Origin of the sequence: Pseudomonas kielensis, from assembly GCF_030505375.1 — a bacterium.
GTDB lineage: Bacteria > Pseudomonadota > Gammaproteobacteria > Pseudomonadales > Pseudomonadaceae > Aquipseudomonas > Aquipseudomonas kielensis.
In genome coordinates this window covers 1,022,918-1,039,323 of record NZ_CP130043.1, presented here as the reverse complement: position 1 = coordinate 1,039,323, position 16,406 = coordinate 1,022,918, and the positions used below count along the sequence as shown (strand labels likewise).

The window sequence follows — 16,406 nt, the reverse complement described above, 5'->3', positions numbered from 1 at the left end:
TATGAACGCGACGCCAGCCAATGCTGATGATTTGATCGTTATCGGCAAAATTTATTCTGTTCATGGCGTTCGCGGCGAAGTGAAGGTGTATTCCTTTACTGATCCGACTGAAAACCTCTTGCAGTACAAAACCTGGACGCTCAAGCGCGAAGGCAGCGTAAAGCAGGTTGAGCTGGTCAGCGGACGTGGGAACGACAAGTTCCTGGTCGCAAAGCTCAAGGGTCTTGATGATCGTGAAGAAGCCCGTCTTCTGGCCGGTTATGAGATCTGCGTGCCGCGCAACCTGTTCCCTGAACTGACCGACGGCGAGTACTACTGGTACCAGCTCGAAGGTCTGAAGGTCATTGACCAACTCGGGCAATTGCTCGGGAAGATCGATCATCTTCTGGAAACCGGCGCCAATGATGTAATGGTGGTCAAGCCTTGCGCTGGCAGCCTGGATGATCGCGAACGCCTCTTGCCCTATACGGAGCAATGTGTGTTGGCAGTCGACCTGGCAGCAGGCGAGATGAAGGTGGAATGGGATGCGGACTTCTAAGCGTGGCTAACTTGCGCGTAGAAGTGATCAGTTTGTTTCCCGAGATGTTCTCCGCCATCAGCGAGTACGGCATCACCAGTCGGGCGGTGAAACAGGGGCTCTTGCAGCTGACCTGTTGGAATCCGCGAGACTACACGACGGATCGACATCACACTGTGGACGATCGCCCATTTGGCGGTGGCCCGGGCATGGTGATGAAGATCAAGCCCCTGGAAGATGCTCTGGTTCAGGCCAAGGCAGCAGCCGGGGAGGCGGCGAAGGTCATTTACCTGTCGCCCCAAGGCCGTCAACTGACTCAGTCGGCGGTACGCGAGTTGGCGAATGAGGAAGCATTAATCCTGATTGCCGGCCGCTATGAAGGCATTGACGAGCGATTTATTGAAGCTCATGTCGATGAAGAGTGGTCGATTGGTGACTATGTACTGTCTGGCGGCGAGCTGCCGGCGATGGTCCTGATTGACGCGGTTACGCGACTGCTGCCTGGAGCTTTAGGGCATGCGGACTCCGCCGAGGAAGATTCCTTTACGGATGGTCTGCTGGATTGCCCGCACTACACCCGACCGGAGGTGTATGCGGATCAGCGTGTTCCCGACGTGTTGCTAAGTGGCAATCACGCGCATATCCGGCGTTGGCGTTTACAGCAGTCCCTTGGTAGGACCTTTGAACGACGCGCCGATCTTCTGGAAAGCCGCTCGCTTTCTGGAGAAGAGAAGAAGCTGCTCGAGGAATACATCCGCGAGCGGGACGATAGTTAACAACGTATCGATGGTAGATCCGACGATTTACCTTAGGAGCACAGCATGACTAACAAAATCATCCTTGCACTCGAAGCAGAGCAGATGACCAAAGAGATCCCTACCTTTGCCCCGGGCGACACCATTGTCGTTCAGGTGAAAGTGAAGGAAGGCGACCGTTCGCGTCTGCAAGCGTTCGAAGGTGTTGTTATCGCCAAGCGTAACCGCGGCGTAAACAGTGCTTTCACCGTACGTAAGATCTCCAACGGTGTTGGCGTAGAGCGTACTTTCCAGACCTACAGCCCGCAAATCGACAGCATGGCTGTCAAGCGTCGCGGTGACGTACGTAAAGCCAAGCTGTACTACCTGCGTGACCTGTCGGGTAAAGCAGCTCGCATCAAGGAAAAACTGGCTTAAGTCCAGCTTCCGATGCAGAAAAAAGCAGCCTACGGGCTGCTTTTTTGTGCCTGGAATTTAACCCAGGCGCTGGTCAGGCGTCATTGGCCCCGGGCTGGATCAGCGCCACCAGGGTCCAGCCAGCGGCGGGTTTGATCACGCTGTCGGGTGTCAGCACGTAGACCCAGCCACTGGGGTCCTGGGCAAACAGCAGCGTCGCACGATCACCGTGCAGCGCCTGATAGTCCTCCCAGCCAAAACCGTCGGTCAGGTGAGTGGTATAGAGTTCGGCGCCCTGGCTGAGCAGGCTGGCCAGCTTGGTGTAGGTCAGCACCTGGCTGCCCAGCAGTTGCCCACGGTGCTCGTGGCTGGCGCGGTGCTTGTCGGTGCGCCGGCTTTCCTGGCCGCTGGCCAGGGAGAACATGCGCTGATGCCCGAACTCATGACGAAAGCGCATGGTGGCCAGGGTATTGAGCTCCCCCGAAGGGGAGAGCGCCAGCAGGTGGCCGAGGCCGACCAGGTCCAGGTGAGCGTCCGCGTGTTGCGAGGCCGGATTACCGAAGTAAGTAGGCAGCCCCTCCATGCGCGCTGCACGGATGTTTTCCCAGCTCGAATCGGTCAGCAGCACGCGGCTGCCCAGTTGCTGCAGGGCCTTGCCCAGTGCCCGTGAAGGACCGTTGGCGCCCACGATGAGGAATCCGCTGGGGGCGGGCTCGGCGACTTTCAGCAGGCGCGCCAGGGGGCGGGCAGTGGCGCTTTGCAACACCACCGTGCCGATAATGACCGCAAAGGTCAGGGGCACCAGCAGCAGCGCTCCTTCGTGACCGGCCTCATGCAGGCGGATCGCAAAGATGGCCGACACCGCCGCCGCGACGATGCCCCGTGGTGCGATCCAGGCCAGCAGCGCGCGCTCGCGCCAGTTGAGGCTGGAACCCAGGGTCGAGAGCACCACGTTCAGTGGTCGGGCAATGAACTGAATCACCAGCAATAGCAGTAGGACCAGCGGCCCGAGGGCGATCATCGCGTTCAGGTCCAGGCGGGCCGCCAGCAGAATGAACAGGCCGGAGATCAACAGCACGCTGAGGTTTTCCTTGAAGTGCAGGATGTGCCGCACATCCACCCCCTTCATGTTGGCCAGCCACATGCCCATCAGGGTCACCGCCAGCAGCCCGGACTCGTGCATCACCTGGTTGGCGGCGATGAAGATCGCCAGTACGGCGGCCAGTGACGCCAGGTTGTGCAGGTATTCCGGCAGCCATTGGCGCCGAATCAGGGTGCCGAGCGCCCAGCCACCGGCGATGCCGAACAGGCTGCCGCAGAGGATGACCCCAGCGAATGTCAGCAGGCTGTGCTTGATGCCGTGGCCTTCGGCGCTGGCGATGATGAAGCTGTAGACAACCACCGCGAGCAACGCGCCAATCGGGTCAATGACAATGCCTTCCCAGCGCAGGATATTGGCAATCGAGGCCTTCGGGCGCACCACCCGCAGCATGGGCACGATGACCGTGGGGCCGGTGACCAGGGTCAGGCTGCCAAACAGAATCGCCAGCAGCCAGTCGAAACCCAGTAGCCAGTGGGTGGCGACCGCGATCACCACCCAGGTCGCCAGGGCGCCGATGGTCACGAGGCGATGCACCACGCTGCCGATCTCGCGCCATTCGGACAGGTGCAAGGTCAGGCTGCCCTCGAACAGGATCAGCGCCACGGCCAGTGACACCAGGGGCATGAGCAGCGGGCCGAACATTTCCTGCGGGTCGAGCCAGCCCAGTACCGGCCCCACCACAATCCCGGTCAGCAGCAGAAACAAAATCGCGGGCAACTTCAGGCGCCAGGCCAGCCATTGGCAGCCCAAAGCTGCCGCACCAATGCCACCGAAGGCCAAAAGAATTTGCTGCTCGTTCATTGATGCTCCCTGTTCCTTGAAATAGCTGGCTATGAAAGACTAGCGGGCATCCTTACCGTTCCCTGTTTTTTTACGCGCAGCGCCTGGCCTGCGTGTCTTGAGTATCCATGCCTGCTATCGAACATCCTTTGATCGACCAGTTTCTCGACGCCTTGTGGTTGGAAAAAGGCCTCGCGGACAATACGCGCGACGCCTACCGCAGTGATCTGGCGCTGTTCAACGGCTGGCTCCAGGAGCAAGGGCTGGAGTTGCTCAACGCCGGTCGCGAGCTGATCCTCGACCACCTGGCCTGGCGCCTGGAACAGAATTACAAACCACGCTCCACTGCACGATTTCTCTCGGGTGTGCGTGGGTTCTATCGTTATCTGCTGCGGGAAAAGCTGATCAGCGTCGACCCAACGCTGCAGGTCGACATGCCGCAATTGGGTCGGCCGTTGCCTAAATCCTTGTCGGAAGCCGACGTCGAGGCCTTGCTGGCGGCGCCGGACCTCAGTGAGGCCATCGGCCAGCGGGACCGGGCGATGCTCGAGGTGTTGTACGCCTGCGGTCTGCGGGTCACCGAGCTGATCAGCCTGACCCTGGAGCAGGTCAACCTGCGCCAGGGGGTGCTGCGGGTCATGGGCAAGGGCAGCAAGGAACGCCTGGTGCCGATGGGGGAGGAGGCGATTGTCTGGGTCGAACGCTATATGCGTGATGCCCGTGGCGAGCTGTTGGGCGGACGACCCAGTGATGTGCTGTTCCCCAGCCTGCGCGGTGAGCAGATGACCCGCCAGACGTTCTGGCACCGGATCAAGCACCAGGCCAAGGTCGCCGGTATCGGCAAGTCCCTGTCGCCCCACACCTTGCGCCACGCCTTCGCCACCCATTTGCTCAACCACGGCGCTGACCTGCGGGTGGTGCAGATGTTGCTCGGCCATAGCGACCTGTCGACCACCCAGATCTACACCCACGTGGCCCGGGCCCGCCTGCAGGACTTGCATGCCAAGCACCACCCAAGAGGCTGAATCGAAGGCCCGTGGGTAGGCGCTTCGTTGCCTCGCGTTACCGGGAGTCGGCCACAGGGACCTTATGTGATAGGCTTTGCCGGTTTGCACGATGGACGGTTATGACCCGGTGTTTCGGTACGGGCGTTCTGGCCGATCCATTTGTCCGCCTTCAGGAGTTCTCATGCGTCTGACCCAGATTTTCGCCGCCGCAGCCATTGCGTTGGTCAGCACTTTCGCCGTCGCCGATGATGCGGCTGACAAAGCCATCCGCAAGAGCCTGGAAACCCTCCAGCTCGACACGCCGATCGAAACCATCAGCGCCAGCCCGCTGGCCGGTCTTTACGAAGTCAAGCTCAAGGGCAGCCGCGTGCTGTACGCCAGCGCCGACGGTCAGTACATCGTCCAGGGCTATCTGTTTCAGCTCAAGGACGGCAAGCCGGTCAACCTGACCGAGAAAACCGAGCGCCTGGGCGTTGCCAAGCTGGTCAACGGTATCCCGGTCGCCGAGACCGTGGTCTACCCGGCCATCGGCGAAACCAAGACCCACATCACCGTATTCACCGACACCACGTGCCCGTATTGCCATAAATTGCACGCTGAAGTGCCGGCCTTGAACAAAATGGGGGTCGAAGTGCGGTATGTTGCTTTCCCACGCCAGGGCCTCGGCTCGCCGGGTGATGAGCAACTGCAGAACGTGTGGTGCTCCACCGACAAGAAAGCGGCCATGGACAAGATGGTCGATGGCAAGGAAATCAAGGCGGCGAAGTGTGCCAACCCGGTTGCCAAACAGTTCGCCCTGGGTCAGTCGATCGGTGTGAACGGTACGCCGGCCATCGTTTTGGCCGACGGCCAGGTGATTCCGGGCTACCAGCCGGCGCCACAAGTCGCCAAACTGGCGTTGGGTGCGAAATAATCCTGTGTCGTCACGGTAAGCCTTTGACGATCATGGAGCGACGACAGCCGTCGGCGTTCCATTAATAGAGAGCCGCACAGGTTGTGGCTGTTTTTCACGGCCGACCTTGTGTCGGCCGTTTTATGGGGAGTTCAAAGTGAATCCGGTCAAAGTAGGCATCTGTGGGTTAGGTACCGTCGGTGGCGGCACCTTCAACGTACTTCAGCGCAACGCCGAGGAAATTGCTCGTCGTGCCGGGCGTGGAATCGAAGTGGCACAAATTGCCATGCGCACGCCAAAGCCTCAGTTCCAGACGACCGGCATTACGATTACCAACGATGTCTTCGAAGTGGCCACGAACCCTGAGATCGACATCGTCATAGAGCTGATGGGCGGCTATACCGTTGCCCGCGAGCTGGTACTCAAAGCGATCGAAAACGGAAAACATGTGGTTACCGCGAACAAGGCGCTGATCGCCGTTCACGGTAACGAGATTTTCGCCAAGGCGCGCGAGAAAGGTGTGATCGTGGCATTCGAAGCGGCGGTAGCCGGTGGCATCCCGGTCATCAAGGCGATCCGCGAAGGCCTGTCGGCCAACCGGATCAACTGGGTCGCGGGGATCATCAACGGCACCGGCAACTTCATCCTTACCGAAATGCGCGAGAAGGGCCGTACCTTCGAAGACGTGCTCGTCGAAGCCCAGGCCCTGGGTTACGCCGAGGCCGATCCGACTTTCGACGTCGAAGGCATCGATGCTGCGCACAAGCTGACCATCCTGGCGTCCATTGCGTTCGGTATCCCGCTGCAATTCGACAAGGCTTACACCGAAGGCATCACCCAGCTGACCACCGCTGACGTGAACTATGCCGAAGCCCTGGGCTACCGGATCAAGCACCTGGGTGTGGCTCGCAGCACCTCTCGCGGCATCGAGCTGCGCGTGCACCCGACCCTGATCCCGGCGGATCGCCTGCTGGCCAACGTCAACGGGGTGATGAACGCGGTGATGGTCAACGGCGATGCTGCCGGTTCGACCCTGTTCTACGGCGCTGGCGCCGGCATGGAGCCCACCGCTTCGTCGGTAATCGCCGACCTGGTGGATGTGGTTCGCGCCATGACCAGCGACCCGGAAAACCGCGTCCCGCACCTGGCTTTCCAGCCGGATTCTCTGTCGGCCCACCCGATCCTGCCGATCGAAGCCTGCGAGAGCGCCTACTACCTGCGCATCCAGGCCAAGGACCATCCGGGCGTGCTGGCCCAGGTGGCGAGCATTCTGTCGGAGCGGGGCATCAACATCGAATCGATCATGCAAAAGGAAGTCGAAGAACACGACGGCCTGGTGCCCATGATCCTGCTGACGCACCGTGTGCTGGAGCAGCACATGAACGACGCCATTACGGCCCTGGAAGCGTTGCAAGGTGTGGACGGTCCGGTGGTACGGATCCGTGTCGAACACTTGAATTAATTCAGCGGCAAGCGGCAAGCGGCAAGCTACAGGTTAAAGCCGGAGTGTTTTTACCCTGTAGCGTGCAGCTTGGCGCTTGAAGCCCAAACCAAAGGTTTGCCCCTATGCGTTATATCAGTACTCGCGGCCAGGCACCGGCCCTGAATTTCGAAGACGTTCTGCTGGCGGGTCTGGCCAGCGACGGCGGCCTGTATGTGCCGGAAAACCTGCCACGTTTCACCCAGGAAGAAATTGCTTCCTGGGCCGGCCTGCCGTACCACGAGCTGGCGTTCCGGGTGATGCGCCCGTTTGTCGCCGGCAGCATTCCGGATGCCGATTTCAAAAAGATTCTTGAAGCCACTTATGGCGCGTTTTCCCACAGCGCAGTAGCGCCTTTGCGTCAGCTCAATGGCAACGAATGGGTGCTGGAGCTGTTCCACGGCCCGACCCTGGCGTTCAAGGACTTTGCCCTGCAACTGCTCGGCCGCCTGCTTGACTACGTGTTGGAAAAACGTGGCGAGCGTGTGGTCATTGTCGGTGCCACATCGGGTGATACCGGCTCGGCGGCGATCGAAGGCTGCAAGCACTGCGAAAACGTCGACATCTTCATCCTGCACCCGCACAACCGGGTCTCGGAAGTCCAGCGTCGGCAGATGACCACGCTGTTTGGCGACAACATCCATAACATCGCCATCGAAGGCAACTTCGATGACTGCCAGGAAATGGTCAAGGCCAGCTTCGCTGACCAGAGCTTCCTCAAGGGCACGCGCCTGGTCGCGGTGAACTCGATCAACTGGGCGCGGATCATGGCCCAGATCGTCTACTACTTCCACGCTGCCCTGCAGTTGGGTGGCCCGGCGCGTTCGGTGTCGTTCTCGGTGCCGACCGGCAACTTCGGCGATATTTTCGCCGGCTACCTGGCCCGCAACATGGGGCTGCCGATCAATCAGTTGATCGTCGCCACCAACCGCAACGACATCCTGCACCGCTTCATGAGCGGCAATCAGTACGTCAAGGAAACCCTGCACGCGACCCTGTCGCCGTCGATGGACATCATGGTCTCGTCGAACTTCGAACGCCTGCTGTTCGACCTGCACGGGCGTAACGGCGCAGCAATCGCCGGCCTGATGGACAACTTCAAGCAGGGCGGGGGTTTCAGCGTCGAACAGGAGCGTTGGACTGAAGCGCGCAAGCTCTTCGATTCCCTGGCCGTGGACGATGCGCAGACTTGCGAGACCATCGCCGAAGTGTTTGCCCAGACCGGCGAGCTGCTGGACCCGCACACCGCCATCGGCGTCAAGGCGGCCCGCGAGTGCCGTCGCAGCCTGGATATCCCGATGGTGATTCTCGGCACGGCGCACCCGGTCAAGTTCCCCGAGGCGGTTGAAAAAGCCGGTGTAGGAAAAGCGCTTGAACTGCCTGCCCATCTTTCTGACTTGTTTGAGCGAGATGAGCGTTGCACCGTTTTGCCAAATGACCTGAAAGCGGTACAGGCCTTTGTCAGTCAGCATGGCAACCGCGGCAAGCCACTCTGATCGGCAAAAACCTGACACATTTGAAGCCCGTCTCCTGACGGGCTTTCTTATTTCTGCATGTCACACTGCTGCCCCTCAGGGATGGGTGAGTGGATGTGAAGGACATGGGCATGCAGCTTTTGAGACGGTTGACGCCAGCCTTGCGCTGGCTGGTTTTGTTCAGCGTGCTGATGCTGGGCCGCGAAGGGCTGGCCAGGGCGCCGGACGCCTCGGCAGCGCAGGGCGTGGCGACGGCCAGGCCGCTGCTGCTCAGCCCGCAGGAGCGGGAGTGGATCGCCCGCAACCCGCAGGTGATCGTCGCTTCGGTGCAGTATCCGTTGTACCTGTTCAAGGACGAGCAGGGGCAGTGGACGGGCCTGAGCCACGATATCCTGCGACGACTCTCGCGGATGACGGGCTTGCAGTTTGTCCATCAGGAGTCGTTCTCCACCGAGCATCTGCTGGGCTTGCTGGAAAGCGGGCAGGCGGACATGAGCAGCACGCTGGCAGTGAACGATGAGCGCAAGGGCTTCCTCGACTTCAGTCACGCCTTTGGCGGGTCGGGCTGGGTCTTCGTCGGGCTGGCAGCGGGCGAGCCTGTGCAGTCGCTGGAGGCGCTCTCAGGCAAGGTCCTGGCATTGCCGGCCCGGCATGCCCTGGAAGCCGCTATCCGGCGCGACTACCCACAGATCCAGTTGCGCGCGGTGAAAACCTACGCCGAGGCGCGTGCCCTTGTCGAGAGCGGCGAAGCCGACGCCACCATCGAGAACGAAAATGGCACCTATCAGTTTCCGGCGGGACGACTGACCCTTGGTGCGAGCATCGAGGGCCACTGGGTGACCGACCATCTGGCCGTGCGCAAGGGCCAGCCGCAACTGTTGAGCATCCTCAACAAGGCACTCGAGGCATTTCCTCCCGCCGAATTACGCGCGATCCGCGCCAAGTGGCTCAGTGGCGTGGTGCCCGTGCAGCCACCATCGCCGTGGCAGCGGTTGATTCAATGGGCGTGCTGGGGGGGCGTGTTCGCGGGCGTGTTCGGCCTGCTCTCGGTGGTGTGGAATCGCCGGCTCAATCGCCAGGTCGAGTGCCGACTCAAAGCCGAAGAGGCGTTGAACGACCAGTTGGCATTCGAACAATGCCTGATCAACGCCATGCCTGATCCGGTGTTCGTCAGGGATCTGGAGGGGCGCCTGATCCAGTGCAACAAGAGCTATGAAGAGTACCTGTCGACGCGCTTTGACCGGGTCCAGGGCAAACGCCTGACCGAGGTCGATACGCTGCCGGCTGCCACGGGCCAATTGCTGCACGCTGAGTTCATGGCGCAACTGGGCAGCCGCAAAGGTCGTTTCATCGAACGCCAGCTGACGTTCAACAACGGCACCCGCTGCATCTACCAGTGGACGGTGCCCTTCTATAGCGCCAACGGCGTGCTGCGTGGCGTGCTTGGCGGCTGGACCGCGCCCCGTGGGCCGCGCCAGCAGGAGCCGCGCTGAGGTTTGGTGCGGTGTTTTTATCCTGTCATCTTTTCCCGGCATGCTCTGCCAACTAGGGTGTTGCGATATGCCTTCAGTCGAGATCTAGAACTTTCTTCTCGGGCCAGTGGTCATTTACAGTGAACACGCCTTGGCACTTTGTTTCGGACTATAGAGTGGTGATCGAGATGGAAAGTATCAGCCTATTGTTGGGTGAAGCACTGAGCCCCTACCAGGTAACGCTGACCCCATCGGGTGTTTCTGGAGAGTGCCTGGTGACCTTGAAGAATGCCGTGGGCGCGATTGTGGTCGAGCGTGAGTTCAGTCAGGCGCAACTGTGCGACAAGCGCCAGCTCACCGACGTGGTCGACGGCTTGCATCGTGATGTGCTGATTGCTGAAGGACGGCTGCAACCCTGTGTAATCGCAGCCTTGCGCAATGCCGCGCAAGACAAGCCGGTAACGCTCGGCCACTGATTGAGTTTTTTCGGGAACCTTCCGGGCATCCCGTCAGTCAGACCCTGTACCAACAAGAGCAGGCATTGTGCTCCGGTGCTTGTTGCTTGTGGTACGGGTCCTTGTTGACCACGTTTAACCCCGAGTCGTCTCCCCACTTCTCGGGGTTTCTTTTGTCTGGCGTTTGTTCAGGGTGCCTGATCCTGGAAAAAACGTCGGGTGTCCTCCCGGTATTCCTCGCGTATCTGCGGGTCGAGCCACCGTGTATAAAACTCGATCAAGCGATTGTCCCGCAGCCTGAGTACCGTGGCGTTGATCGCTTTGATGGCCTGGTGCCCCTGGGCCGTATCCGAACAGGCGATATGGATCGACTGGTACTTGTCCGCGCCACGAATCCCGTAGAACTCCAGCTCCTCGGGCGCTATGCCCTGTTGCTGCGCCTGATAGCGAACTTCTGGCCAGTAGCCCAGCAATGCCACCAGGCGCCCCGCACGCTGCATCTGCAGAAGGCTGCCCAGGGCGTCGTTGCCGTAGTGGGCCGACAGGCTGCTGGCGGGCGCCTGTTGCAGGATGCGATCGACCACCTGGCCGTAACTGCGTTCGGCGACCACGCCAAGCTTGCTGTTGTCGCGCGCCAGCAGTAACCCCAGGTCAACCTGGTTGTCGATGATGTAGGGCGCCAGTGCGCCACGGTCCTTGTGGCGGATGGTGATGCCGTTACTGAGGATGCGAAAGGCCGGGATCGAATAGACGAGGCGTTTTGCCCGTTGCGGGTTCCACAGCAGCGAAGGGTCGCAGGTGAAGCTTGGCTCCAGGAGCATTTGCATGGCGCGCGCGCGATTGACCCGCATCAGGCTGTGCTGGTACTCGGGCATGCTGGCGATCAACAGCGGCATGAACTGATCGACCGCCCCCTGGTTTTTCTGTGTCCCCTCCAGAATCGTCAGCGGCGGCAAATCGCGCAGCAGCCAGACCAGGGTGCCCTTGTCATAGGCGGCGGCCGGCATTGCCCCAAGGGCAGCCATGGCCGCGCCGACCAGCGCCAGGCGCAGCTGTCGGCGGAGTGGCCGGCCCAGTGCAGACAGTCTGTTCAGCTTAGATCGCCCCATCTTCACGCAGGCGCGTGATCTGTGCCGCGTCATACCCCAGGGCACCCAGCACCTGAGCGTTGTGTTCGCCCAGTTCGGCACCCACCCACTCGCAGCTGCCGGGGGTTTGCGAGAGTTTGGGCACGATCCCCGGCATCTTGAATGCCTTGCCGTCGGGCAGCTTGGCCTGGAGGAACATCTCCCGGGCGAGGAATTGCGGGTCGCTGAACATGTCTTCGGCGCTGAAGATCCGACTGGCGGGCACCTCAGCGGCGTTCAGGCGTTCGATCACGGTATCCAGCGGTAGCGAGCTGACCCACCGATCAATCACCCCGTACAGCTCGTCACGGCGGCTGTCGCGGCCATCGTTGCTGGCCAGGATCGGGTCGCCGGCCAGATCGTCGCGGCCGATGGTCTGCATGAACCGCTTGAAGATCGCATCGCCATTGGCGCCGATCTGCACATGCTTGCCGTCGGCACTGGTGTGAATGGAGGAGGGTGTGATGCCGGGCATGATGTTGCCGGTGCGCTCGCGGATAAAGCCGAACACATCGAACTCCGGCACCATGCTTTCCATCATGGCGAAGATCGCTTCGTACAGCGCCACGTCCACCACTTGCCCCTGGCCGCCATTGACTTCGCGATGGCGCAGAGCCATGAGCGCGCCGATCACCCCCCACAGCGCGGCAATCGAGTCACCGATGGAAATTCCGGTGCGTACCGGCGGACGGTCCTCGAAGCCGGTGATGTAGCGCAAGCCACCCATGGACTCACCCACCGCACCAAAGCCGGGCTGGTCCTTCATCGGGCCGGTCTGGCCAAAGCCGGACAAGCGCACCATCACCAGTTTTGGATTCAAGGCATGCAGCACATCCCAACCCAGGCCGAGCTTCTCCAGCACCCCGGGACGGAAGTTTTCGATGAGGATGTCGGCTTCGCTCAGCAGCTTTTTCAGAATGGCCAGGCCGTCGGGGTGCTTGAGGTTGAGGGTCAGGGACTTCTTGTTACGTGCCTGGACGAACCACCACAGCGAGGTGCCTTCGTAGAGTTTGCGCCACTTGCGTAACGGGTCACCGCCATCCGGAGATTCGATCTTGGTCACATCGGCGCCGAACTCGGCACAGATGCGCGAGGCGAATGGCCCGGCGATCAAGGTGCCGAGCTCGATGACTTTCAGGCCGGAAAGCGGTTTGGCAGTAAGCGGCATGGGCGATCCTGTAGGACAAAAGCGGAGTCAATGCAGCCTTTTATCATAGCCGGGCGATCATCGCCCAAGCTTGATGGTCGTCATGATTCGTTGAATGGCCCCGGCATCGGTTAGACTTGCCGCCTTTCCTCGTATCAAGAAGCCCGTTCATGGCCCAGCCGTCCACGACCTACAAGTTTGAACTGAACCTTACCGACCTCGACCGCAGCGTGTACGAGAACGTCAAGCAGACCATCGCCCGTCACCCTTCGGAAACCGAAGAGCGCATGACCGTGCGGTTGCTGGCGTATGCCTTCTGGTACAACGAGCAGTTGTCTTTTGGTCGCGGGTTGTCGGACGTGGATGAGCCGGCGCTGTGGGAAAAAAGCCTGGATGATCGCGTGCTGCACTGGATCGAAGTCGGCCAGCCAGACGCCGACCGCCTGACCTGGTGCTCGCGTCGCACCGAGCGCACCAGCCTGCTGGCCTACGGCAGCCTGCGTGTCTGGGAAGGCAAAGTGATCCCGGCGATCAGGAACCTGAAAAACGTCAACATCGCCGCCGTGCCCCAGGAAGTCCTGGAGACCCTGGCCAAGGACATGCCCCGTGTCATCAAGTGGGACGTGATGATCAGCGAAGGCACGATCTTCGTTACCGACGACCGTGGCCAGCATGAAGTCCAGCTGCAATGGCTGGCAGGCGAGCGCGGCTAAGGCCGACTGTCGATGGGGGAGCCTTCGCCCGTAGCCACCGCATTTAACCTGTGAATTGAAGAGAAACCACTGTCATCCCATGCGCATAGAACCTCGCCAGCTTCCCGCCACCCTGCCATTTCTCGGTGATCTGCCGCCGCTGCTGACCCGCTTGTACGCGGCGCGCGGGGTGCAGTCGGAGGCTGAGCTGGACAAGAGTCTGGCGCGCTTGATCCCGTTTCAGCAGCTCAAGGGGATTGAGGCCGCAGTCGACCTGCTGGTGGTGGCGTTGGAGCAGCGCCAGCGGATCCTGATCGTCGGCGATTTCGATGCCGACGGCGCGACGGCCAGCACGGTCGGGGTGCTGGGGTTGCGCCTGCTGGGGGCGGCCCATGTCGATTACCTGGTGCCGAACCGCTTTGAATACGGCTACGGCCTGACCCCGGAAATCGTCGAGGTGGCGTTGACCCGCACCCCGCAACTGCTGATCACCGTGGACAACGGTATTTCCAGCGTCGAGGGCGTGGCGGCGGCGAAACAGGCTGGACTCAAGGTACTGGTCACCGATCACCACTTGCCGGGCGACGAACTGCCGCTGGCTGATGCCATCGTCAATCCGAACCAGCCCGGCTGCAACTTTCCGAGCAAGGCGCTGGCCGGTGTCGGGGTGATTTTCTACGTGCTGATGGCATTGCGGGCACGCCTGCGCAGCCTGGGCTGGTACGCCAGCACGGCGCAACCGAACATCGGTGAGTTGCTGGACCTGGTAGCGCTGGGCAGCGTGGCCGACGTGGTGCCCCTGGATGCCAACAACCGGATCCTGGTGCACCAGGGCCTGGAGCGGATTCGCGCCGGGCGCGCACGCCCTGGGATCAAGGCGATCCTCGAAGTGGCCAAGCGTGACCACGGGCGCATCACCTCCACCGACCTGGGCTTCATCCTCGGCCCGCGCCTGAACGCGGCAGGACGCCTGGATGACATGAGCCTGGGCATCGAGTGCCTGCTCACCGATAGCGTCGAGCAGGCCCGGGAAATGGCCGCGCAACTGGACGGCATGAACCAGGACCGCAAATCCATCGAGCAGGGCATGCAGCGTGAAGCACTGGCCCAGCTCAAGGACCTGCCGGTGGAGTCGATGCCGTTCGGCTTGTGCCTGTTTGATCCGGAGTGGCACCAAGGGGTGATCGGCATCCTCGCCTCGCGGATGAAAGAGCGTTATTTCCGTCCCACCATTGCCTTCGCCGATGCGGGCGACGGCATGCTCAAAGGCTCCGGGCGGTCGGTGCAGGGCTTCCACATTCGCGACGCCTTGAGCGTGGTCGCGGCGCAGCACCCGGACCTGATCAGCAAGTACGGTGGTCACGCCATGGCTGCGGGCCTGACCTTGCCAGAAGCGAATTTTCCGCTGTTCGCGCAGGCGTTCGACGCCGAAGTGCGCCGCCAGTTGCGTGAAGAAGACCTGACCGGAAGGCTGTTGTCGGACGGCACCCTGGCCGTAGAAGAGTTCCACCTGGAACTGGCCCGCGCCTTGCGCCACGCCGGCCCGTGGGGGCAGCATTTCCCGGAGCCGCTGTTTCATGGCGTGTTCCAACTGGTCGAGCAGCGGGTGGTGGGTGAGCGGCACCTCAAAGTGGTCCTGAAAAGTGAATGCGGTTCGGTAAAACTCGACGGCATTGCCTTTGGTATCGATCGCGAAGTGTGGCCGAACCCGACCATCCGCTGGGTCGAACTGGCCTACAAGCTCGATGTGAACGAGTTTCGTGGCCAGGAAACCGTGCAGTTGATGATTGCCCATATCGAACCGCGTTAAACCCTGCTGGCTGCGCCGATGTCGACTAGGCTCTAAGCACTGCTTGATTGGCCTTGTGACGTATCGTCCATTTTTTGCCCGCGGGGGCGGGTGCCGCATCCTTTCCTGTCACTCGTCGACTATTCAAACAGAACCCTGGAGCCTGCCCACTGATTCGAGAGGTGCCCCATGAGTCTGCTGCTTGAACCCTATACCCTTCGTCAATTGACCCTGCTCAACCGCATCGCCGTGTCGCCGATGTGCCAATACTCCAGCGTCGATGGACTGGCCAATGACTGGCACCTCGTACACCTCGGCAGTCGCGCCGTGGGCGGGGCCGGCCTGGTGTTCACCGAAGCCACCGCCGTGACCGCCGATGGTCGCATCACCGCCCAGGACCTGGGCCTGTGGAACGACGCGCAGATCGAACCGCTGCAACGCATCACCCGCTTCATTACCGCCCAAGGGGCGGTGGCCGGCATCCAGTTGGCGCACGCCGGGCGCAAGGCCAGCACTCATCGGCCCTGGTTGGGCAAACATGGCAGCGTCAAGCCGGCCGACGGCGGCTGGACCCCGGTCGGTCCTTCGCCGATCGCCTTCGATCCGGAGCATACCCAGCCCACCCAACTGAGCGAATCGCAGATCAGCGAAGTCATCCAGGCGTTTGTCGAGGCCGCCAAGCGCGCGCTGGAGGCAGGTTTCAAGGTGGTCGAGGTGCACGCGGCCCATGGTTACCTGCTGCACCAGTTTCTTTCGCCCCTGAGTAACCAGCGGCGTGACCAGTACGGTGGTTCGTTCGAAAACCGCATTCGCCTGGTGCTGCAAGTCACCGAGGCGGTGCGTGCCGTATGGCCGGAGGAATTGCCGTTGTTCGTGCGCGTATCGGCTACTGACTGGGTGGAGGACGGCTGGAATCCGGACGAAACCGTGGAGCTGGCGCGGCGCCTGAAAGCCTTGGGGGTCGACCTGATCGATGTGTCCTCGGGCGGAACCGCGGCAAATGCCGAGATCCCCACAGGACCGGGTTATCAGACGCGATTTGCCGAACGGGTACGCAAGGAGTCCGGGATTGCCACCGGCACCGTAGGCCTGATTACCGAGCCGGCCCAGGCCGAACACATTTTGCGTACCTGTCAGGCCGACATCATCCTGCTGGCCCGTGAACTGCTGCGTGACCCTTACTGGCCGCTGCACGCCGATGACGACCTGGGCGGACGCAAGGCGATCTGGCCGTCACAGTACCAACGGGCAACTCACCGCGATCAGCCAATCCATGAGTCGGATCTGCGGGATTGACCGACGTGTAGGGGCAGGCTTGCC

Annotated in this window: 15 protein-coding genes; 12 read left to right on the top strand and 3 right to left on the bottom strand. The window is 61.4% G+C overall.

The genetic code is table 11. The features are described 5' to 3' along the window. Window position 1 precedes the first annotated feature (1 nt). From rimM to rplS, 3 genes are read left to right on the top strand one after another with little or no spacing between them, the layout of a single operon-like run. Window positions 2–538: a ribosome maturation factor RimM gene (gene rimM, locus Q1W70_RS05160; RefSeq protein ID WP_095166646.1), complete on the top strand. Its 537-nt coding sequence runs from the start codon at window positions 2–4 to the stop codon at window positions 536–538. Beyond that, a complete protein-coding gene (trmD, locus tag Q1W70_RS05155; RefSeq protein ID WP_174244565.1) occupies window positions 520–1,293 on the top strand; it encodes a tRNA (guanosine(37)-N1)-methyltransferase TrmD in 774 nt (257 codons plus the stop codon). The genes rimM and trmD overlap by 19 nt, the downstream gene beginning before the upstream one ends. A 45-nt stretch (window positions 1,294–1,338) precedes the next feature. Next, window positions 1,339–1,689: a 50S ribosomal protein L19 gene (rplS, locus tag Q1W70_RS05150; protein ID WP_003175895.1), complete on the top strand. Its 351-nt coding sequence runs from the start codon at window positions 1,339–1,341 to the stop codon at window positions 1,687–1,689. Window positions 1,690–1,762: 73 nt separating this feature from the next. Here rplS and Q1W70_RS05145 read toward each other — a convergent pair whose 3' ends face one another. Beyond that, window positions 1,763–3,571: a cation:proton antiporter gene (locus Q1W70_RS05145; protein ID WP_166588623.1), complete on the bottom strand. Its 1,809-nt coding sequence runs from the start codon at window positions 3,569–3,571 to the stop codon at window positions 1,763–1,765. A gap of 107 nt (window positions 3,572–3,678) precedes the next feature. Here Q1W70_RS05145 and xerD point away from each other — a divergent pair, with 107 nt between their 5' ends. From xerD to Q1W70_RS05115, 6 genes are all read left to right on the top strand, one after another. After that, window positions 3,679–4,575, top strand: coding sequence for a site-specific tyrosine recombinase XerD (gene xerD / locus Q1W70_RS05140; RefSeq protein ID WP_302098656.1), 897 nt, complete (start codon window positions 3,679–3,681; stop codon window positions 4,573–4,575). Between the two features lie 163 nt (window positions 4,576–4,738). Next, a complete protein-coding gene (locus Q1W70_RS05135) occupies window positions 4,739–5,470 on the top strand; it encodes a DsbC family protein (RefSeq protein WP_166588621.1) in 732 nt (243 codons plus the stop codon). 136 nt (window positions 5,471–5,606) lie between these two features. Then, window positions 5,607–6,911, top strand: a complete 1,305-nt coding sequence (locus Q1W70_RS05130; protein WP_166588620.1) for a homoserine dehydrogenase — start codon at window positions 5,607–5,609, stop codon at window positions 6,909–6,911. A 104-nt stretch (window positions 6,912–7,015) separates the two neighbouring features. After that, entirely contained in the window at window positions 7,016–8,425 is a 1,410-nt protein-coding gene (thrC, locus tag Q1W70_RS05125) for a threonine synthase (protein ID WP_166588619.1), read from the top strand. 110 nt (window positions 8,426–8,535) lie between these two features. Then, the gene (locus Q1W70_RS05120) at window positions 8,536–9,897 is read left to right on the top strand and encodes a transporter substrate-binding domain-containing protein (protein ID WP_185818265.1); all 1,362 of its coding nucleotides are present in this window, start codon (window positions 8,536–8,538) and stop codon (window positions 9,895–9,897) included. Between the two features lie 167 nt (window positions 9,898–10,064). Beyond that, on the top strand, window positions 10,065–10,352 hold the full coding sequence (locus Q1W70_RS05115; RefSeq protein ID WP_166588617.1) for a DUF3509 domain-containing protein: 288 nt from the start codon (window positions 10,065–10,067) through the stop codon (window positions 10,350–10,352). A gap of 167 nt (window positions 10,353–10,519) precedes the next feature. Here the strand turns inward: Q1W70_RS05115 and Q1W70_RS05110 are convergent, their stop codons facing one another. Both Q1W70_RS05110 and Q1W70_RS05105 read right to left on the bottom strand, forming a co-directional pair. Then, window positions 10,520–11,473 (bottom strand): TIGR02285 family protein, encoded by a 954-nt coding sequence (locus tag Q1W70_RS05110; RefSeq protein WP_166588616.1) that lies wholly within the window; start codon window positions 11,471–11,473, stop codon window positions 10,520–10,522. Then, a complete protein-coding gene (locus Q1W70_RS05105; protein WP_166588615.1) occupies window positions 11,427–12,626 on the bottom strand; it encodes a CaiB/BaiF CoA transferase family protein in 1,200 nt (399 codons plus the stop codon). Before Q1W70_RS05105 ends, Q1W70_RS05110 begins: the two co-directional genes overlap by 47 nt. Before the next feature lie 149 nt (window positions 12,627–12,775). Here Q1W70_RS05105 and Q1W70_RS05100 point away from each other — a divergent pair, with 149 nt between their 5' ends. From Q1W70_RS05100 to Q1W70_RS05090, 3 genes are all read left to right on the top strand, one after another. Beyond that, window positions 12,776–13,318, top strand: coding sequence for a YaeQ family protein (locus tag Q1W70_RS05100; RefSeq protein WP_095166662.1), 543 nt, complete (start codon window positions 12,776–12,778; stop codon window positions 13,316–13,318). Between the two features lie 79 nt (window positions 13,319–13,397). After that, window positions 13,398–15,107: a single-stranded-DNA-specific exonuclease RecJ gene (recJ, locus tag Q1W70_RS05095; RefSeq protein ID WP_166588614.1), complete on the top strand. Its 1,710-nt coding sequence runs from the start codon at window positions 13,398–13,400 to the stop codon at window positions 15,105–15,107. 168 nt (window positions 15,108–15,275) lie between these two features. Further along, window positions 15,276–16,382, top strand: a complete 1,107-nt coding sequence (locus Q1W70_RS05090) for an NADH:flavin oxidoreductase/NADH oxidase (protein WP_166588613.1) — start codon at window positions 15,276–15,278, stop codon at window positions 16,380–16,382. Window positions 16,383–16,406: the final 24 nt, after the last annotated feature.